Raw genomic sequence first — 18,164 nt, 5'->3', positions numbered from 1 at the left:
CCATGACAATAACTCCACAACACCTGATTGCGCTGCTACCGCTGCTGATCGTCGGCTTGACGGTGGTGGTTGTGATGCTCTCCATTGCGTGGCGACGCAATCACTTCCTCAATGCCACGTTGTCAGTCATTGGGCTTAACGCCGCGCTGGTTTCGCTCTGGTTTGTTGGCCAGGCGGGCGCCATGGACGTCACCCCGCTGATGCGGGTTGACGGTTTCGCCATGCTCTACACCGGGCTGGTGCTGCTGGCGAGTCTTGCCACCTGTACCTTCGCTTACCCGTGGCTGGAAGGCTACGACGACAACCGGGAAGAGTTCTACCTGCTGGTGCTGATTGCCGCGCTCGGCGGTATTCTGCTGGCTAACGCTAACCATCTGGCGGCGCTGTTCCTTGGTATTGAGCTTATCTCTCTGCCGCTGTTTGGCCTGGTCGGCTATGCGTTCCGTCAGAAACGTTCGCTGGAAGCCAGTATCAAATACACCATTCTGTCTGCCGCAGCGTCTTCCTTCCTGCTGTTCGGTATGGCGCTGGTGTACGCGCAGTCTGGGAATCTGTCGTTTGTCGCGCTCGGTAAGAGCCTCGGCGACGGCATGCTGAGCGAACCGCTGCTGCTGGCGGGCTTCGGTCTGATGATTGTTGGCCTCGGCTTCAAACTCTCGCTGGTTCCGTTCCACCTGTGGACGCCAGACGTCTACCAGGGTGCTCCGGCTCCGGTTTCCACCTTCCTGGCGACGGCGAGCAAAATCGCTATCTTCGGCGTGGTGATGCGTCTGTTCCTGTACGCGCCGGTTGGCGACAGCGAAGCGGTACGTATCGTGCTGGGTGTGATTGCCTTTGCTTCTATCATCTTCGGTAACCTGATGGCGCTGAGCCAGACCAACATCAAACGTCTGCTCGGCTACTCTTCCATCTCTCACCTCGGTTATCTGCTGGTGGCGCTGATTGCCCTGCAGAGCGGCGAGATGTCGATGGAAGCCGTTGGCGTTTATCTGGCTGGTTATCTGTTCAGCAGCCTTGGCGCGTTCGGTGTGGTCAGTCTGATGTCCAGCCCGTACCGTGGTCCGGATGCGGATTCTCTGTTCTCCTATCGCGGCCTGTTCTGGCATCGTCCGATCCTCGCGGCAGTGATGACAGTGATGATGCTGTCTCTGGCGGGTATCCCGATGACGCTGGGCTTTATCGGTAAATTCTACGTACTGGCTGTCGGTGTGCAGGCTAACCTGTGGTGGCTGGTTGCTGCCGTGGTGGTCGGTTCGGCGATTGGTTTGTACTACTACCTGCGCGTTGCTGTGAGCCTGTATCTGAGCGCACCGCAGCAACTGAACCGTGATGCGCCGTCTAACTGGCAGTACAGCGCGGGCGGTATCGTAGTGCTGATCTCTGCACTGCTGGTGCTGGTGCTGGGTATCTACCCGCAACCGCTGATCAGTATCGTGCAACTGGCGGCGCCGCTGATGTAAGCGACACGTTGGAATAAAAAAACCCGCCTCGGCGGGTTTTTTTATGGGGGCAAGGCTATCAGGCGGAAAGCTGACGGCTCACCAAAGGACCACTAACATCTTTTGCTGCGCGCTCCATCACTTCCTGAATCACAGAAGATAATTCGTTGACCTCGAATTTTGCCACGTAACCATCGGCCTTAACCCGGCGGACGTGATCTTCGTTGGCGCTACCGGAAAGTGAAGAGTGGATGACGACCGGGATCTTCTTCAGACGTTCGTCGGTTTTTATCTTACGGGTCAGCGTAAAACCATCCATCTCCGGCATTTCCAGATCGGTAAGCACCAGGGCAATCTTCTCGCTGATTGGCTTACCTTCCGCTTGCGCTTCTTCAGATAGCTGCTGAATTTTTTCCCATGCATCTTTGCCGGTGACATGCATCAGATGCGGAATTTCCATGGCGTTAAGTCCTTTCTCCAGCATCGCCCTGGCAACTTTGGAGTCTTCCGCAACAATGGCCACCGCACCCGGCGTGATAGTGAATTTGCTGGTTTTTAGGTCGGTTGCACGTAAATCGTGGTTGGACGGCACAATGTCATACAGGATCTGTTCGACATCAAGCACCAGCGCCAAATTGTTGGTTTCTTTGTCGTCGTCCAGACAAGCAATACTGGTGATGTAGCGACCATTAACAGCTTTCTCAGCAGTGTGCACCTGTTGCCAGTCGAGACGCATAATGTTCTCTACTGACTCCACCGCAAAGGCCTGTACGCTGCGGGCGTACTCTGTGATCAACAGGATATTAAGCCCGGTTTCGGGTTTACACCCGGCGACAGCAGGCAGGTCGATCACCGGGATCACCTGGTCCCGGATATTCACCATGCCTAACAACGGAGCCTTCATGCCGGCAGGGCGTGTAAAGGTCGGCATCGGTACGATTTCACGCAGTTTGAATACGTTGATGCCAAACAGCTCTGATTTCTGCTCCTCAACGGATTTGCCAAGGCGAAACAGCAGCAGTTCAAAACGGTTAGACAGGGTTAGGTTTGTCCTGTCATCAATATCTTTCTGGAAATTGTTCATCCTGTCCTCAGTGTGAAAGCCAGCCTTTCCACTGTTATCGGCACTGAGGCGGAAAAATGGAGCACTAAACGGTGAAAATGGCGAAATCGTGAGCCAGTTCCGTGTCTGGAAAAATCGCTCTGCACTCTTCAAGTAACCGCTGGCAGCCTTTTGCATCGTAGCGTGAGCTGACGTGGGTCATGATGAGTCTGCCCACACCGGCGTCCCGTGCCAGCTGTGCGGCCTGCCGGGTGGAGCTATGCCCGCGGCTGTTGGCTTTTTCCTCCATTGAGGCGTCCAGCGTGGTTTCATGTACCATCACGTCCACCCCTTTTGCCAATTTGATAGCGCTCGCACAGGGCCCGGTATCACCGAAAATAGCCACGGATTTCCCTCGGGTTGCCGGGGAGAGGAAATCGGCACCGTTAATCGCGCGACCGTCTTCCAGTACGATGGTTTTCCCGGCTTTCAAATCCTGAAACCACGGGCCCGCTTTAACGCCTGCCGCCTTCAGGGCGCTGGCATTAAGCGCGCCGGGTTTGTCGTGTTCTTCAACACGAAAACCGTAGCACTCCAGTGGATGTTCCAGTCGAAACGCAGTCACTTTGCGCAGGCCGTCATCCACAACCTCACCGGCGGTAATTTCTACAATATCCAGCGGGTAATCGGTCCAGGAGCCGCCCAGACGTAAAGCGGTTTCGGTAAACTCTCGCAACCCCTTGGGTCCGTAGAGCGTTAGCGGCTGGACGTTCCCGGCCATTGAACGACTGCACAGTAGCCCCGGTAAACCAAACAGGTGGTCGCCGTGTAAATGGCTGATAAAAATACGATCGAGTTTTCCCGGATTAAATGGCGTGCTAAGCATTTGATGCTGCGTCCCTTCGCCGCAATCAAAAAGCCACAAACCTGCCTGAGTCGGGTGTTGCAGATTCAGTAATATTGCCGTTACATTGCGAGAGCGTGTGGGAACTCCCGCTGACGTACCTAAAAATAGTAATTCCATCTTTACGTTACACTTTTCGCCATCAATGAGGCAGGGTGTTCAGGTTATCACAACAAAGGGGCAGACAATGATCCACTGGCAAGATCTCCATCATGCAAAGCTGAGTGTTCAGGAGCTGTATGCCATTCTTCAGCTTCGCTGTTCGGTATTCGTTGTTGAGCAACAATGTCCGTATCAGGACGTGGATGGCGACGACTTAGTCGGCGAAAACCGTCACATTCTGGGATGGCATAACGATGAACTGGTGGCGTATGCGAGGATTCTGAAAAGTGACGATGATCTGGAGCCGGTAGTAATTGGCCGGGTGATTGTCAGCGAAGCGCTGCGCGGTGAAAAACTGGGGCAGCAGTTAATGACGCAAACACTGGCATCCTGTGCGCAGCATTGGCCGCATAAGGCGTTATACCTGGGGGCTCAGGCACATCTGCAATCGTTTTATGCGAGATTTGGGTTTGTTCCAGTCACGGAAGTCTATGACGAAGACGGGATTCCACACATCGGCATGGCGCGTGAGGGGCATCAAGCGTAAACAGCCCCTGTCGTCTATAGTTAGCGGGTACGTCAATAGAAAGGGAGAATACAATGTCTTTTCATTCTTACGAGTCACGTATTGATGACGATTTGGAATTGTTGAGCGAAACGCTGGAAGAAGTGCTACGTTCTTCCGGCGATCCTGCCGACCAAAAATACCTTGAGTTGAAAGCGCGGGCTGAGCAGGCGTTAGAAGAGGTGAGAAATCGCGTTAGTCACGCCTCTGACAGTTACTATTATCGTGCAAAGCAGGCTGTTTGCCGGGCAGATGACTACGTACACGAAAAACCCTGGCGTGGGATCGGCGTGGGGGCGACAGTCGGTTTAGTGATGGGATTATTGCTGGCACGGCGATAAATACAGCGCTGTCATCGCACTCCCTATACGGGGGTACTGCTTTTTCTGCTCAGTACCCCGTATAATGTGAGGTTTTTAACAGGGAGAGGTCCGCGTGCATTCAATCACTACTGCGCTGGAAAGTTTGATGCGTCATTTGTCGCAAGAGATACCAGCCGCACCTGGAATTCGTATTTACGATATACCTTTCCCTCTGAATGATGCGTTTGACGCTTTAGGATGGCTGGCCAGCCAGCCCGTCTGGCCTCAGTTTTACTGGCAGCAACGTAACGGTGACGAAGAGGCTGCCGTACTGGGAGCCGTCGCCGCATTTTCCTCACTGGAATCTGCCCAACGGTTTTTACGCCAACATGATAATTACCCCGAACTGCGCGTCTGGGGCCTGAATGCGTTTGAGCCGCAGCGCGGTAATTTATTACTGCCGCGACTGGAATGGCGACGCTGTGCCGGGGTTGCGACCTTACGACTACACCTGTATAGCGACGTGTCGTTGCGTGAAGATGCCGCGCAGGCCGCTGCGTTTATTTCAGCGCTGGCGCAGGTAAAACCGCTTCCCGCACTGCGCCTGAATTTAACCGGTGAACAACACTGGCCAGATAAAGCAGGCTGGACGCGCCTTATTGAGCTTGCCACGCAAACTATTGCCGGGGAAGAACTCGACAAAGTGGTGCTGGCGCGTGCGACCGATTTACAGTTTTCTCAGCCAGTTAATGCCGCGGCGGTTATGGCCTCCAGCCGTCGTTTAAATCTCAACTGTTACCACTTCTATATGGCGTTTTCCGCCGAATCTGCTTTTCTTGGCTCTTCCCCTGAACGTCTGTATCGGCGGCGTGACACGGCACTGCGCACTGAGGCGCTGGCCGGAACCGTTGCCAATCACCCTGACGATCATCGCGCCTGGCAGTTGGGTGAATGGCTGATGAAGGACGATAAAAATCAGCGTGAGAACATGTTGGTAGTGGAAGATATTTGCCAACGGCTGCAGAACTGTACGCAAACCCTAGATGTCCTGCCGCCGCAGGTACTCAGGCTGCGCAAAGTACAGCATCTGCGCCGCTGTATCTGGACTGCGCTCAATCAGGCGGATGATACGCTCTGTCTGGTACAGCTACAGCCTACTGCGGCCGTAGCGGGTATTCCACGCGAGCTGGCGCGCGAATTTATCCAACATAATGAACCCTTTGAACGTGAGTGGTATGCCGGTTCTGCGGGTTATCTTTCACTGCGTCAGAGCGAGTTTTGCGTGTCATTACGTTCAGCGAAAATTAGCGCAAATGTCGTCCGTCTGTATGCCGGGGCGGGGATCGTGCGCGGTTCCGATCCTGAGCAAGAATGGCAAGAAATAGATAATAAAGCGGCAGGGTTACGTACTTTATTACAGATGGAAGGATAATGATTTCGTGTATATTCCCGATTCATATCAAAAATCCATTTATTCGATTCTTTATACTGTGTCGCAATATTGATACCGGACAATCTCATGTCAGTAAGCGCATTTAACCGACGCTGGGCGGCGGTCATTCTGGAAGCTCTCACTCGCCACGGCGTCAGGCATGTCTGTATTGCCCCTGGCTCTCGTTCGACGCCGTTGACTTTAGCGGCAGCGGAAAACCCCGCTTTTATCCACCATACTCATTTTGATGAGCGTGGGCTTGGGCATCTGGCCTTAGGTCTGGCAAAAGTCAGCAGGCAACCTGTTGCCGTGATTGTGACGTCCGGTACAGCGGTGGCGAATTTGTATCCCGCGTTGATTGAAGCGGGCCTGACCGGTGAAAAACTGATTTTACTCACGGCTGACCGACCGCCTGAGCTTATCGATTGTGGCGCTAACCAGGCGATTCGTCAGGCCGGTATGTTTGCCTCGCATCCGTCGCAAACGCTCTCTTTACCGCGTCCGACGCAGGACATTCCCGCAAGCTGGCTGGTGTCTACCATCGATAACGCCTTAGCCGCGCTACATAGCGGGGCGGTGCATATCAATTGCCCATTTGCGGAACCGCTGTATGGTGACATGGATGAAACAGGGGTTGCCTGGCAGCAGCGTCTTGGTGACTGGTGGCAGGATGACAAGCCCTGGCTGCGTGAAGCGCGTCGGCTGGAAAGCGACAAACAGCGTGACTGGTTTTTCTGGCGGCAAAAACGTGGCGTGGTACTTGCCGGGCGCATGAGCGCCGAAGACGGCAAGAAAGTTGCGCTCTGGGCGCAGACGTTAGGTTGGCCGTTGATTGGCGATGTTCTGTCGCAAACCGGACAACCGTTGCCGTGTGCCGATTTGTGGCTCGGGAATTCGAAAGCGGTGGCAGAGTTACAGCAGGCGCAGATTGTGGTGCAGCTTGGCAGCAGCCTGACCGGAAAACGACTCCTGCAATGGCAGGCCAGCTGCGATCCGCAGGAATACTGGATCGTTGATAATATCGAAGGCCGCCTCGATCCGGCTCACCATCGTGGACGCAGGCTGGTCGCCAAGGTTGGCGACTGGCTGGAGCTGCATCCGGCGGAGAAACGCCAGCCCTGGTGTGTGGAGATCCCGCGGCTGGCGAAACAGGCATGGCAGGCGGTAGAAGCCCGCCGTGATACGTTTGGCGAAGCACAGCTGGCACACCGTATTCACGAGTATCTGCCAGAGCAGGGACAGCTGTTTGTGGGCAACAGCCTGGTGGTGCGCCTGATTGATGCGTTGTCGCAGCTTCCGGCTGGTTACCCGGTCTATAGCAATCGTGGCGCGAGCGGCATTGACGGCCTGCTGTCAACCGCAGCTGGCGTACAGCGCGCCAGCGCAAAATCGACGCTGGCTATCGTCGGCGATTTATCTGCATTGTATGACCTGAATGCGCTGGCATTATTGCGTCAGGTTTCCGCACCGTTTGTCCTGATCGTGGTTAATAATAACGGCGGACAAATTTTTTCCCTGCTGCCGACGCCAGCAAGCGAACGTGAACGGTTCTACCTGATGCCGCAGAACGTCCATTTTGAGCATGCTGCCGCCATGTTTGACCTCAAATATCACCGCCCGGAGAACTGGGCGCAACTGGAGAGCGCGCTGACGAATGCCTGGCGTACTCCGGTGGCAACGGTGATTGAGCTGGTAGTGAATGAAACTGACGGGGCGCAAACCCTGCAGCAATTGCTGGCGCAGGTAAGTCATCTATGATCCTGCACGCGCAGGCGAACACGGGTCAGGTGGATTTTCCCTGGCTGGTTTTCCTGCACGGATTTTCCGGTGATTGCCGGGAATGGCAGGCGGTCGGTGAAGCATTCCCGGAGTTTTCGCGGTTGTATATCGACCTGCCTGGCCACGGCGGTTCTGCTGACATCAGCGTGAGCGGATTCGATGACGTCAGCGATTTGTTGCGTAATACGCTGCTTAGTTACAACATACTTAACTATTGGCTGGTGGGATACTCTTTAGGCGGCAGAGTCGCGATGATGGCTGCCTGTCAGGCGTTGCCCGGACTGTGTGGTCTGGTGGTTGAAGGTGGGCATCCAGGGCTGCAAAGTGAAAATGAACGCACCCAGCGTCGTCTCTCGGATGGCCGCTGGGCCGCGCGTTTTCGTACTGAGCCGCTGCGCGAGGTGTTTAATGACTGGTATCAACAGCCGGTCTTTTCCTCACTGAATGTCGCGCAAAGAGAGGCGCTGGTCGATATGCGTAGCCAGAATAACGGGCAAACGCTGGCGGCAATGCTGGAGGCCACCTCGCTTGCCGTACAACCTGATTTACGTGCGCAACTCACTACGCGCACATTTCCGTTTTATTATTTATGTGGTGAACGTGACGATAAATTCCGCGCTCTGGCGGCGGAAATATCCGTACCGAACCATGTGATTCGTAACGCCGGACACAACGCGCATCGGGAGAATCCCGCTGGCGTGGTGGACTGTCTGGCTCAGATTCTGCGTCGCTGACTATAGGACATTTTATGATCTATCCTGATGAAACAATGCTTTACGCACCGGTAGAATGGAACGATTGCTCTGAAGGCTACACCGACATTCGCTATGAGAAATCCACCGACGGTATCGCAAAAATCACCATTAATCGTCCGCAGGTACGCAATGCCTTCCGTCCGGTCACCGTGAAAGAGATGATCCAGGCGCTGGCGGATGCGCGCTATGACGACAATATCGGCGTGATTATTCTGACCGGTGCGGGCGATAAAGCGTTCTGTGCAGGCGGCGATCAGAAGGTACGTGGCGATTACGGCGGATACCAGGATGACTCCGGCGTGCATCATCTGAACGTACTGGACTTCCAACGCCAGATTCGTACCTGTCCGAAACCGGTCGTGGCGATGGTGGCAGGGTATTCCATCGGCGGTGGTCATGTGCTGCACATGATGTGTGACCTGACCATTGCGGCTGAAAACGCCATCTTTGGTCAGACCGGGCCGAAAGTCGGTTCCTTCGACGGCGGGTGGGGCGCGTCCTACATGGCGCGCATCGTCGGTCAGAAAAAAGCACGTGAAATCTGGTTCCTGTGCCGTCAGTACGATGCAAAACAAGCGCTGGATATGGGCCTGGTAAACACTGTCGTTCCGCTGGTCGATCTGGAAAAAGAGACCGTGCGCTGGTGTCGTGAAATGCTGCAAAACAGCCCGATGGCGCTGCGCTGCCTGAAAGCTGCGCTGAACGCCGACTGCGATGGTCAGGCGGGTCTGCAGGAGCTGGCGGGTAACGCCACGATGCTGTTCTACATGACGGAAGAAGGTCAGGAAGGCCGTAACGCCTTTAACCAGAAACGCCAGCCTGACTTCAGCAAATTCAAACGGAATCCGTAATGCGTAGCGCGCAGGTATACCGCTGGCAGATCCCCATGGACGCGGGGGTGATTCTGCGCGACAGGCGGTTAAAAACGCGTGACGGGCTGTACGTTTGTCTTCGTGACGGCGAGCGCGAAGGGTGGGGAGAGATCTCCCCGCTGCCGGGCTTCAGTCAGGAAAGCTGGGAAGAGGCGCAAACTGAGCTGCTGGCCTGGGTGAAGGGTTGGCTACAGGGCGATGCTTCCTTACCGCAAATGCCTTCGGTCGCCTTTGGCGCAAGCTGCGCGCTGGCCGAACTGGCAGGCACTCTGCCAGAGGCGGCGGACTACCGTGCTGCGCCGCTGTGTACGGGCGATCCTGACGATCTGGTGCTGCAACTGGCGGACATGCCGGGCGAAAAAGTGGCGAAGATTAAGGTCGGTCTGTATGAAGCGGTTCGCGACGGCATGGTAGCCAATCTGTTACTGGAGGCGATCCCGGAACTGCACCTGCGGCTTGATGCCAATCGTGCCTGGACGCCGTTGAAAGCTCAGCAGTTCGCGAAATACGTTAATCCGGAGTATCGCGGACGCATTGCCTTCCTCGAAGAACCGTGCAAAACCCGTGATGATTCCCGCGCGTTCTCGCGTGAAACAGGGATTGCCATTGCCTGGGATGAAAGTCTGCGTGAAGCGGATTTCACCTTCGAAGCCGAAGAGGGCGTGAAGGCAGTCGTCATCAAGCCTACGCTGACGGGTAGCCTCGACAAGGTGCGTGAGCAGGTTGCCGCCGCACACGCGATAGGTCTCACCGCCGTGATCAGCTCCTCTATCGAATCGAGCCTGGGCTTAACCCAGCTGGCGCGCATTGCTGCCTGGTTGACGCCACAGACTATCCCTGGTCTGGATACGCTCAGCCTGATGCAGTGCCAGCAGGTACGCGCGTGGCCTGGCAGTACGTTGCCGTGCATTGAGATTGATGCGCTGGAACGATTGCTATGACCCAGCGGGAAATGCCCGATGGCGCAAGCGCATCGGGCCTGGAACGGTTGTCCGATACGCCTGATTTTACTGACTGGCCGTGGCGTCACTGGCGACAGGCTCGTACTGACGCGCCAGCCTTACGCCTCAACGATGAGGTGTTACGCTGGAGCGATCTCTGTACGCGAGTCGATCGTCTGGCAAGCGGCTTTGCGGCTCAAGGGGTGGGAGAGGGCGATGGCATATTGCTCCGCGCCTGGAATCATCCCCGTCCGCTGCTGGCATGGCTGGCACTGTTGCAGTGTGGGGCGCGGGTTTTACCTGTGAACCCACAGTTGCCTCAGTCGCTGCTTGATGCGCTGGTCCCGGAGTTAACTCTGCGTTTTGCGCTGGATCTGGAAGGCGAAAGTCCGCTCCCGGGGTTGGCACCGCTGCGGATGCTGGAACAGTCTGGCGAGCATGCTGCCGTCTGGTTGCCTCAGCGCTTGAGCACAATGACGTTAACTTCCGGCTCAACCGGACTGCCTAAAGCAGCGGTACATACCTGTCAGGCGCATTTGGCGAGTGCGCAGGGTGTGCTGTCACTGATGCCATTTGGCGAAGACGATGACTGGCTGCTCTCGCTACCGTTATTTCACGTTTCCGGCCAGGGGATTATGTGGCGCTGGTTGTTTGCGGGCGCGCGTATGACCGTGCGCGATAAGCAGCCGTTAGAGCAGATGCTGGCGGGTTGTACCCATGCTTCGCTGGTTCCCACGCAGCTTTGGCGACTGTTGGTCAATCACACACCGGTATCGCTAAAGGCCGTGTTGCTGGGCGGTGCCGCGATTCCTGTTGAATTGACTGAACAAGCGCGTGAGCAGGGTATTCGCTGCTGGTGCGGTTACGGGTTAACGGAATTTGCCTCCACGGTGTGTGCGAAAGAGGCCGATGGTAAGGCGGATGTCGGCTCTGCACTACCAGGCAGAGAAGTCAGGATTGTTGATGATGAAGTCTGGCTTCGTGCCGCCAGCATGGCGCAAGGGTACTGGCGCAACGGACAGCTTTATCCACTGGTTAATGCGCAAGGCTGGTTTGCCACCCGCGATCGCGGCGTGTTAAAGGATGGCAAGCTAACCATAGTCGGGCGTATGGACAATCTGTTCTTTAGCGGTGGAGAAGGGATCCAACCGGAAGAGGTGGAGCGCGTTATTGTATCGCATCCCCATGTTCTGCAAGCTTTTATTGTTCCAATAGAAGATGAAGAGTTTGGCCACCGCCCCGTTGCGGTTGTGGAGTACGATACTGAAGCCGGAAGAATTGATCTGGCAGAATGGGTGAAAGATAAGCTGGCACGTTTCCAGCAACCCGTTCGTTGGCTAACCTTACCCGCAGAATTAAAAAGCGGTGGTATTAAGGTTTCTCGCCGGGCGCTGCTGGAGTGGGTCCGTACCCGCGGTAAAGCTTAAGAAAACATTAAATTTATCTCGCATAATTGCCATTCCCTGGCCATTGTCCTTTGGTTTATCTGCTAAAGTGTAACCTGGTGTGAAAATCATTAGCAAAAGGTGCGCTATGGAATGGCATGTGAAGAAGTCTTGCTGTAACCAAAAAGCAGGGAGGCTCTATATTATACTTTGTGATAGCGGTGGTTCGTTGAAAATGTTGGCTGAAGCGCAAGCCAGCGAGCGTGTAAAAGCAGGCGATCTCCTGTCACCGTTAAAAGATGCCCAGTATTGTATTAACCGTGACGCATCGCGAGTGATTAAAATCATTGATGCCAGACAGTATCTCGCCGAAGAATGGGAGCGTCTGCGACAACTGTCTGACGATAAATGATCTCAGGGCGTGTGTTGGCGGGCAGGTAAGAATATGGTCATTAATCCCGCCATAATACACAGCACACCCACCAGGGCTTTTACTGAAAAGGTTCCTTGCCAGCCCGGTAAAATCATTGATGCGATCCACACCAGCACATAGCTGAGGCTGAGCAAGGCATAGGCTTTGCTCAGCGCGAGTTGATGCAGGGCTTTATGCCAGCACATCACTGACAGTAAATAACCTACCAGCCCACCATATAAGGCGAATGCGCTGCTGCTGGTTGCAAAAACGGCGGAGATAAACGCCAGCGGTTGCAGCATGGGCGGCAGATTATCCATCGCGTAACCCAGACTTAGCTGAGCAACCGACGTAATAATCACGCTACACAGCCCCCAAAAAATGCCCATTACACCGCGCTCCCAAGAATAAAGATGCCGGTGATGAGTAGCCCAACCCCCAACCAGTGACGCGTTGTGACAGGTTCACGCCAGATTTTCCATGCCGCCAGCGTGACCCATACAAAGTTCAGGCTTAGCATCGGGTAGGCGATGCCGACGGGAATATTCTGCAATACTGCCAGCCAGAGCAGCATGGCCAGTCCCAGACAGGCCAGCGCCAGACCAATCCACTGCGCGATATAGCGTGTTCGCGCGTGGGCGGGTACCGGGCGGGTGGCCTGCTTCTGGCACAATTGCCCACAGACGCTGAGCAGGCTGGCAAAGACTAAGGTTAGCCAGATCATTTAGGCCTGTACTGAATCAAGACCAGGCGCCCCTGATTGTCGATATAGTCAGCGGGAGGAATGGCAAGCTGATTAATATCCTCATCCTTCGAAATTGACAGCACAAGCGTAATGATCCCTTCCTGACGATGTTGCGCCAACCAGTCGGCAAAGTCATCCCGGCTGATGAAGCGTCCCTGGGCATCCGGATAATTAAGGCCGTATTTTAACTCACCTGTTTGCCCGTACATGTTGATGTCATCGCGTTTCAGGCTCCAGGCCAGGCCAGCGGCAACGCCAACACTGTCGGTGAAAATATAACGGCTCGACTCCAGCGACTCTTTGGTCATCTCGACAAAAAACTGTGGCTGTTTGGATTCCATTACCCGGTCAGGTACTGAGAAGCCGAACAACAGCGCCAGTCCCAGCGGGCAGAGCGCTGCTAATTTCCAGTTTTTTTCACAGTTGTTAAGCGTATACCAGCCAAATAGCGTCCAGGTGATAAAGATACCCCATGAGCAAAACACTTTATACGTTTCGATATGCGACCAGACCGGTGTCTTCAACGGTCCGAGCGTGGACACGATAAATGTGGCGACAATACCAATAACACCGAACAGAATGTTGATCCAACCGTTGACGCGCAGGGCTGCAGAACCTTTTTCAGCAGCCTGCAAGCCAAACCGCGCGGTAAGGATTGCCAGCGGTGCGAAGCAGGAAAGAATATAGGTTGGCAACTTCCCTTTGGCGATACTGAAAAACAGGATCGGCATAATAATCCAGCTCAGCAGGTATAAGGCGCTACGTGGTACATCCCGTTCACGCCAGCCGGTACGCAATGCGCCCGGTAGTAGCCCGAGCCAGGGTAAGGCACCCGCCACGAAAATCGGTATGTAGTACCAGAATGGCGCTTTATGCTGGGCATCATCCTGCGCAAAACGCTGAATATGCTCAATCCAGAAAAAGTAGTGCCAGAAGTCGGGTTCGCGTTGCGCAATCGCCAGACCCCACGGCAGGACAATGGCAATACAGCTGATAATCGACAGCAGGCCGTAAATAAAGATCTCTTTCCAGCGCTTTTGCACGAAAACCCATGGCAACACGCTGAGGACAGGGACAGCGAGCGCGAGAAAGCCTTTGGTCATCACGCCCATGCCGCAGGTAAATCCTAACAGCAAAAAGGCGACAATTTTACGTGTTCTGGTGGTGGCTTGCATTCCCTCCCAAAAACAGCACATACCCGCCATCAGCCACAGCGCGATAATGGGATCAAGTACCGCATAGGTTCCGATACTGTAAACAGAGAAAAACGTTAGAAAGATGACGGCAGAGAGTAGGGCCGTACGTTTATCACGCCATAGCCGCATTGCCAGCCAGGCGACCAGGAGTGCAGTCAGTAGGGTTGCAAAAATAGCCCCCGCTCTGACGCCAAAGTTGTTTGCGCCAAATAACCATTGCCCGATACTGTTTAACCAGTATCCCGCGATAGGTTTTTCAAAATAGCGTAGTCCTAAAAAATGTGGGACGATCCAGTCGCCAGACGTCAGCATTTCCCGGCTGATTTCAGCATAGCGCGTTTCGTCGGGCTGCCAGAGCAGGCGGCTATTGATGGGTAAAATAAAATACAGTGCAATAAATGCGACAAATGCCAGGGCGTAACGTGCGGATTTCATGATGTCACACTCGCGGGTTGCTGGCAGCCGAGCCATCCCTCTCTGCCGGGTATTTTGCCACGAACGATCTGGCCCGTTGGCAGTGTACTGATATCGTCTGGTAACAGTTCGCCCAGTGGACAAAACGTAATCCCGGCGTCGGCGGCACGAATGAGCAGATCGTCAAATTGCTGCTGAAAAGCAATGCCTTCCACCTCTGCGTGAATCGTGTAGACCGGGGTGCCTTTGTCCCTCTGAATGCGGGAGAGAATATAGTCGTTGAAGTCCGCTGCCTGCACCTCCTGACCAACTACTTCATCCCATGTCGGTAGCGTGACCGGAATTTGTGGTGTCCCTATTTCTCCCGTTTCAAGTACAGGACGGAATAACGATGTCCCCCTGCAATCGCTGTTATAGCGCAGATGGAATGTTTCTTTCGCCTCTACGACCCGCGAGTCGGCACGCCAGCCAGCGACGGCAGAGCAGGTAACGGGTTGGCCGATGATTGTTTCGAGTGCATTAATACCCCGCGAAATATCATCAATCAGCTGTTTATCGTTCCAGTTGCCACTTCGTGATTGCCAGGCATGATGATCCCAGGCGTGTAAGCCTGTTTCGTGATACCGGGCAGCTTGCGAAATGATGGCCGCATTAGCCAGGCCAATTTCTTTTCCAGGCCAGGCGGTGCCGGCCAGTAAAATGTCCCACCCGTAGAGTGAGGCTGCGTTTGAGCGCAGCATCTTCCACAAAAATTGCGGCTTCACCAGACGCCAGAGATGGCGTCCCATGTTGTCGGGCCCGACGCTAAAAAAGAAACTAGCCCGAACGTTATGCCGGTTCAATGTCTCCAGCAGGCGGGGCACGCCTTCGCGTGTCCCCCTGAATGTATCGACATCTATGCGCAAGCCCACTTTGGTCATGATGTGTGTTCCGTGATGTCCACACTGCGTAAGAAGAAGTCCAGCGTCTCTTCAACCGTTTCTTGCATATCGATTGTTGGTTCCCAGTTCAGGCAACGTTTGGCGTTACGAATACTGGGTTTGCGGTGCTCAACGTCCTGGTAGCCTTTACCATAGTAGCTGCTACTCTCAACGTCGCGGAAACCAGCAAACGGCGGAAAGTGTTGGCGCAACGGATGTTTTTCGAAGCAGGAAAGGAGCATTTCAGCCAGTTCCTGAATACTTGCTTCGTTATCCGGGTTACCGATATTGATGATCTCGCCATCACAGCGCCCGCCGTCGTTTTCAATGATACGGAACAGGGCTTCGATACCGTCACGAATGTCGGTAAAGCAACGCTTCTGCTTGCCGCCTTCAATCAGCTTGATGGGGGAGCCTTCCACCAGATTCAGGATCAGTTGGGTAATGGCGCGTGAGCTGCCGATACGTGCGGCGTTCAGGCTGTCCAGACGCGGTCCCATCCAGTTAAATGGACGGAATAAGGTGAAACGCAGCCCTTCTTTTTCACCGTATGCCCAAATAACGCGATCCAGCAGTTGTTTAGAGACCGAGTAGATCCAGCGCGGTTTATTAACCGGGCCGACGATCAGGTTGGAGCTGTCTTCATCGAAGTCTTTATCGGTACACATACCGTAGACTTCAGATGTTGACGGGAAAATGATGCGTTTGCGGTACTTGACACAGTAACGAATAATTTTCAGGTTTTCTTCAAAATCGAGTTCGAAGACGCGCAGCGGGTTGCGGGTATATTCAATCGGTGTGGCAATGGCGACCAGTGGCAGCACGACGTCGCATTTTTTCACATGATATTCAATCCATTCGGAGTGAATGCTGATATCACCTTCCACAAAATGGAATCGTGGGTGTTGCAGAAAACGCTCAATCGCATCGCTGCCAATATCAAGCCCGTAGATTTCGTAGTTATCTTCGCGTAGCAGGCGTTCGGTCAGGTGGTTGCCAATAAAACCGTTAACGCCAAGGATCAACACGCGGGTACGACGTTTGCTGGCGGAAACGGGCTGGCTGTTGAGGCGAGAACCGGCAACCAGACCCAAAACTTGTGCCAGCTGTGAGCCCTGCATGGTAATGCCATCACCCGCTTGCCCGGTAATGATTTCGAGTGCGCCATCGGCACAGGCAATCAGCAATGGCGATACGGAGATAACCGTTCCCGGCAGCGCTGCAGATGTATTTGCACTCTGGCGCGATGACCAGATGGTGAATTTTTGCGTACCGGCATAGCTAAATGCACCTGGCCATGGATCGGACACGGCGCGAACCATGTTATGCAGTTGTGCGCAGGGTTTGTTCCAGTCGAGGAAACTGTCTTCCGGCGTACGGCGACCAAAACAGGTGGCGTCGGCTTCCTGTTGTGGGTACTCCTGAAAATCACCGGCTTTGATGGCTGGCAGCGCCTGTGCCAGTACCTCACGGGCAGACTGGCATAATTTATGATGCAGGGTTAACGCTACGTCATCGGGGGAAATGGTAATGCGTTGTTGGGCGACGATGGCACCGGCATCTGCGCGCTTGACCATGCGGTGCAGCGTCACGCCTGTTTCGGTTTCGCCATTGACTAATACCCAGTTCAGCGGTGCACGGCCACGATATTTGGGCAGTAATGAGCCGTGCAGATTAAAGGCTCCCGCAGGTGCAAGACGCAGGATCTCATCGCTGAGTAAATGGCGATAGTAGAATGAGAAGATCACATCGGGGGCGAGCTGGGCGATCCGCTCGATCCACAGCGGATGATTGACCTCGTCCGGAGCGTACACCGGAATACCTGCGCTGGCAGCGAGGCGGGAAACTGAGCCAAAAAACGCTTTTTCACCTGGGTTATCGGCGTGCGTAAAAATAGCAGCGATGTCATAACCTGCATCCAACAGGGCCTGAACCCCCTGACATCCCATATCGTGATAGGCAAATACGACGGCTTTCATGCGCGGTTTTCCTCAGTTGACTGCGTGGTTTGTGGACGGATAACGTGTTGAACAAAATAGCGAGGGCGTGCGCGGACATCGTTATAGATGCGACCGATATATTCGCCGAGTAATCCCATGCCAATGAATTGCGCGCCGATAAAGGTAAACAGCACGGCAAACAGCATAAACACACCTTCTGCCGCCCACTGCGGGCCGAGCGTCAGGCGAAGAACAACAAGCAGGACCGACAGGGTAAAGCCTGTGGCGGCAATGATGCTGCCCAGCAGGCTCAACATACGCAATGGCGTGGTGGTCAGGCAGGTTACCAGGTCATACATCAGGTTTATCAGACGCATGAAACTGTACTTAGAGTCGCCAAATTCACGTTCGGCATGGTGTACCGGGATTTCCGTGGCGCGGCGGGCAAAGATGTTAGCCAGGATCGGAATAAAGGTGCTACGCTCCTGGCAATGCAACATGGCATCGACGATGTGACGGCGATAGGCGCGCAGCATGCAGCCATAATCGCCCATGGCTTTACCGGTCGTGCGCTGAATCAGATGGTTGATCATCCGTGAGGCGGTCTTACGAAAGCGGCTGTCCTGGCGGTTCTGACGCACCGTTCCGACGACATCGAAGCCTTCTTTTGCCGTGGCAACCAGCCGCGGGATCTCCTCTGGCGGGTTTTGTAAATCAGCATCTAACGTGATGATCAGGTCGCCCGTGACGTGGCTGAAACCGGCCATAATCGCCGAGTGTTGCCCATAGTTTCGATTCAACAGAATAGAGACAATATGGCTGTTCGGTGCCTGGGAGGCGTCCATCATCAGTTGAGTCGAATTGTCACTGCTACCGTCGTCAATGAGCAGGATTTCATATTCAGTATCCAGTTTTTCGCAGGCGGCGCTGGTGCGCCTGATTAATTCTGGCAGGCTTTCCTGTTCGTTAAAAACGGGAATGACCACCGAGACTTTACTAATCGGTGTGGCTTCAAACAT

Annotated in this window: 18 protein-coding genes; 10 read left to right on the top strand and 8 right to left on the bottom strand. The window is 54.5% G+C overall.

Annotated features, from left to right (window positions below; translation table 11 throughout):
• The first annotated feature begins 2 nt into the window (after nucleotides 1-2).
• Nucleotides 3-1,460 (top strand): NADH-quinone oxidoreductase subunit NuoN, encoded by a 1,458-nt coding sequence (gene nuoN / locus EHN13_RS17420; RefSeq protein ID WP_048211072.1) that lies wholly within the window; start codon nucleotides 3-5, stop codon nucleotides 1,458-1,460.
• Nucleotides 1,461-1,518: 58 nt separating this feature from the next.
• Here the strand turns inward: nuoN and EHN13_RS17415 are convergent, their stop codons facing one another.
• Both EHN13_RS17415 and rbn read right to left on the bottom strand, forming a co-directional pair.
• Nucleotides 1,519-2,523, bottom strand: a complete 1,005-nt coding sequence (locus EHN13_RS17415) for a chemotaxis protein (protein ID WP_048211073.1) — start codon at nucleotides 2,521-2,523, stop codon at nucleotides 1,519-1,521.
• Nucleotides 2,524-2,587: 64 nt separating this feature from the next.
• Nucleotides 2,588-3,505, bottom strand: coding sequence for a ribonuclease BN (rbn, locus tag EHN13_RS17410; RefSeq protein ID WP_124021807.1), 918 nt, complete (start codon nucleotides 3,503-3,505; stop codon nucleotides 2,588-2,590).
• Between the two features lie 67 nt (nucleotides 3,506-3,572).
• Between rbn and EHN13_RS17405 the strand changes: the two genes are divergently transcribed.
• From EHN13_RS17405 to pmrD, 9 genes are all read left to right on the top strand, one after another.
• Entirely contained in the window at nucleotides 3,573-4,034 is a 462-nt protein-coding gene (locus tag EHN13_RS17405; protein WP_048211075.1) for a GNAT family N-acetyltransferase, read from the top strand.
• A gap of 53 nt (nucleotides 4,035-4,087) precedes the next feature.
• Entirely contained in the window at nucleotides 4,088-4,393 is a 306-nt protein-coding gene (elaB, locus tag EHN13_RS17400; protein WP_005129450.1) for a stress response protein ElaB, read from the top strand.
• A gap of 94 nt (nucleotides 4,394-4,487) precedes the next feature.
• Nucleotides 4,488-5,786 (top strand): isochorismate synthase MenF, encoded by a 1,299-nt coding sequence (menF, locus tag EHN13_RS17395; protein WP_061068216.1) that lies wholly within the window; start codon nucleotides 4,488-4,490, stop codon nucleotides 5,784-5,786.
• Between the two features lie 87 nt (nucleotides 5,787-5,873).
• Nucleotides 5,874-7,544, top strand: a complete 1,671-nt coding sequence (menD, locus tag EHN13_RS17390) for a 2-succinyl-5-enolpyruvyl-6-hydroxy-3-cyclohexene-1-carboxylic-acid synthase (protein ID WP_124021806.1) — start codon at nucleotides 5,874-5,876, stop codon at nucleotides 7,542-7,544.
• Nucleotides 7,541-8,299 (top strand): 2-succinyl-6-hydroxy-2,4-cyclohexadiene-1-carboxylate synthase, encoded by a 759-nt coding sequence (gene menH / locus EHN13_RS17385; protein ID WP_124021805.1) that lies wholly within the window; start codon nucleotides 7,541-7,543, stop codon nucleotides 8,297-8,299. Before menD ends, menH begins: the two co-directional genes overlap by 4 nt.
• 14 nt (nucleotides 8,300-8,313) lie before the next feature.
• Complete coding sequence (gene menB, locus EHN13_RS17380; protein ID WP_124021804.1) at nucleotides 8,314-9,171, top strand: 1,4-dihydroxy-2-naphthoyl-CoA synthase; 858 nt, start codon at nucleotides 8,314-8,316, stop codon at nucleotides 9,169-9,171.
• Nucleotides 9,171-10,133, top strand: coding sequence for an o-succinylbenzoate synthase (menC, locus tag EHN13_RS17375; RefSeq protein ID WP_124021803.1), 963 nt, complete (start codon nucleotides 9,171-9,173; stop codon nucleotides 10,131-10,133). Before menB ends, menC begins: the two co-directional genes overlap by 1 nt.
• On the top strand, nucleotides 10,130-11,560 hold the full coding sequence (gene menE, locus EHN13_RS17370; RefSeq protein WP_124021802.1) for an o-succinylbenzoate--CoA ligase: 1,431 nt from the start codon (nucleotides 10,130-10,132) through the stop codon (nucleotides 11,558-11,560). The genes menC and menE overlap by 4 nt, the downstream gene beginning before the upstream one ends.
• Before the next feature lie 106 nt (nucleotides 11,561-11,666).
• Complete coding sequence (gene pmrD, locus EHN13_RS17365; protein ID WP_101741524.1) at nucleotides 11,667-11,930, top strand: signal transduction protein PmrD; 264 nt, start codon at nucleotides 11,667-11,669, stop codon at nucleotides 11,928-11,930.
• Between the two features lie 2 nt (nucleotides 11,931-11,932).
• Here the strand turns inward: pmrD and arnF are convergent, their stop codons facing one another.
• From arnF to arnC, 6 genes are read right to left on the bottom strand one after another with little or no spacing between them, the layout of a single operon-like run.
• Nucleotides 11,933-12,319: a 4-amino-4-deoxy-L-arabinose-phosphoundecaprenol flippase subunit ArnF gene (gene arnF / locus EHN13_RS17360; RefSeq protein ID WP_048211084.1), complete on the bottom strand. Its 387-nt coding sequence runs from the start codon at nucleotides 12,317-12,319 to the stop codon at nucleotides 11,933-11,935.
• Nucleotides 12,319-12,654 carry a 4-amino-4-deoxy-L-arabinose-phosphoundecaprenol flippase subunit ArnE gene (arnE, locus tag EHN13_RS17355; RefSeq protein ID WP_048211085.1) on the bottom strand — a complete coding sequence of 112 codons (336 nt, stop codon included), beginning with the start codon at nucleotides 12,652-12,654 and terminating at the stop codon, nucleotides 12,319-12,321. Before arnE ends, arnF begins: the two co-directional genes overlap by 1 nt.
• On the bottom strand, nucleotides 12,651-14,306 hold the full coding sequence (arnT, locus tag EHN13_RS17350) for a lipid IV(A) 4-amino-4-deoxy-L-arabinosyltransferase (RefSeq protein WP_124021820.1): 1,656 nt from the start codon (nucleotides 14,304-14,306) through the stop codon (nucleotides 12,651-12,653). Before arnT ends, arnE begins: the two co-directional genes overlap by 4 nt.
• The gene (gene arnD, locus EHN13_RS17345; RefSeq protein ID WP_115601735.1) at nucleotides 14,303-15,205 is read right to left on the bottom strand and encodes a 4-deoxy-4-formamido-L-arabinose-phosphoundecaprenol deformylase; all 903 of its coding nucleotides are present in this window, start codon (nucleotides 15,203-15,205) and stop codon (nucleotides 14,303-14,305) included. Before arnD ends, arnT begins: the two co-directional genes overlap by 4 nt.
• Nucleotides 15,202-17,184, bottom strand: a complete 1,983-nt coding sequence (gene arnA / locus EHN13_RS17340) for a bifunctional UDP-4-amino-4-deoxy-L-arabinose formyltransferase/UDP-glucuronic acid oxidase ArnA (RefSeq protein WP_124021801.1) — start codon at nucleotides 17,182-17,184, stop codon at nucleotides 15,202-15,204. The genes arnD and arnA overlap by 4 nt, the downstream gene beginning before the upstream one ends.
• Entirely contained in the window at nucleotides 17,181-18,164 is a 984-nt protein-coding gene (gene arnC, locus EHN13_RS17335) for an undecaprenyl-phosphate 4-deoxy-4-formamido-L-arabinose transferase (RefSeq protein WP_124021800.1), read from the bottom strand. The genes arnA and arnC overlap by 4 nt, the downstream gene beginning before the upstream one ends.

Origin of the sequence: Citrobacter youngae, assembly GCF_003818115.1 — a bacterium.
Lineage (GTDB): Bacteria > Pseudomonadota > Gammaproteobacteria > Enterobacterales > Enterobacteriaceae > Citrobacter > Citrobacter youngae.
This window is presented reverse-complemented; position numbering and strand designations above follow the sequence as displayed.

Bases quoted from the DNA above. Each gene is read 5' to 3' on its own strand.
- rbn (WP_124021807.1), bottom strand. From the start codon at position 3,505: ATGGAATTACTATTTTTAGGTACGTCAGCGGGAGTTCCCACACGCTCT.
- arnF (WP_048211084.1), bottom strand. From the start codon at position 12,319: ATGGGCATTTTTTGGGGGCTGTGTAGCGTGATTATTACGTCGGTTGCT.
- menD (WP_124021806.1), top strand. From the start codon at position 5,874: ATGTCAGTAAGCGCATTTAACCGACGCTGGGCGGCGGTCATTCTGGAA.
- nuoN (WP_048211072.1), top strand. From the start codon at position 3: ATGACAATAACTCCACAACACCTGATTGCGCTGCTACCGCTGCTGATC.
- EHN13_RS17405 (WP_048211075.1), top strand. From the start codon at position 3,573: ATGATCCACTGGCAAGATCTCCATCATGCAAAGCTGAGTGTTCAGGAG.
- menB (WP_124021804.1), top strand. From the start codon at position 8,314: ATGATCTATCCTGATGAAACAATGCTTTACGCACCGGTAGAATGGAAC.
- menC (WP_124021803.1), top strand. From the start codon at position 9,171: ATGCGTAGCGCGCAGGTATACCGCTGGCAGATCCCCATGGACGCGGGG.
- menE (WP_124021802.1), top strand. From the start codon at position 10,130: ATGACCCAGCGGGAAATGCCCGATGGCGCAAGCGCATCGGGCCTGGAA.
- pmrD (WP_101741524.1), top strand. From the start codon at position 11,667: ATGGAATGGCATGTGAAGAAGTCTTGCTGTAACCAAAAAGCAGGGAGG.
- arnT (WP_124021820.1), bottom strand. From the start codon at position 14,306: ATGAAATCCGCACGTTACGCCCTGGCATTTGTCGCATTTATTGCACTG.
- EHN13_RS17415 (WP_048211073.1), bottom strand. From the start codon at position 2,523: ATGAACAATTTCCAGAAAGATATTGATGACAGGACAAACCTAACCCTG.
- menH (WP_124021805.1), top strand. From the start codon at position 7,541: ATGATCCTGCACGCGCAGGCGAACACGGGTCAGGTGGATTTTCCCTGG.
- elaB (WP_005129450.1), top strand. From the start codon at position 4,088: ATGTCTTTTCATTCTTACGAGTCACGTATTGATGACGATTTGGAATTG.
- arnD (WP_115601735.1), bottom strand. From the start codon at position 15,205: ATGACCAAAGTGGGCTTGCGCATAGATGTCGATACATTCAGGGGGACA.
- arnA (WP_124021801.1), bottom strand. From the start codon at position 17,184: ATGAAAGCCGTCGTATTTGCCTATCACGATATGGGATGTCAGGGGGTT.
- arnC (WP_124021800.1), bottom strand. From the start codon at position 18,164: ATGTTTGAAGCCACACCGATTAGTAAAGTCTCGGTGGTCATTCCCGTT.
- arnE (WP_048211085.1), bottom strand. From the start codon at position 12,654: ATGATCTGGCTAACCTTAGTCTTTGCCAGCCTGCTCAGCGTCTGTGGG.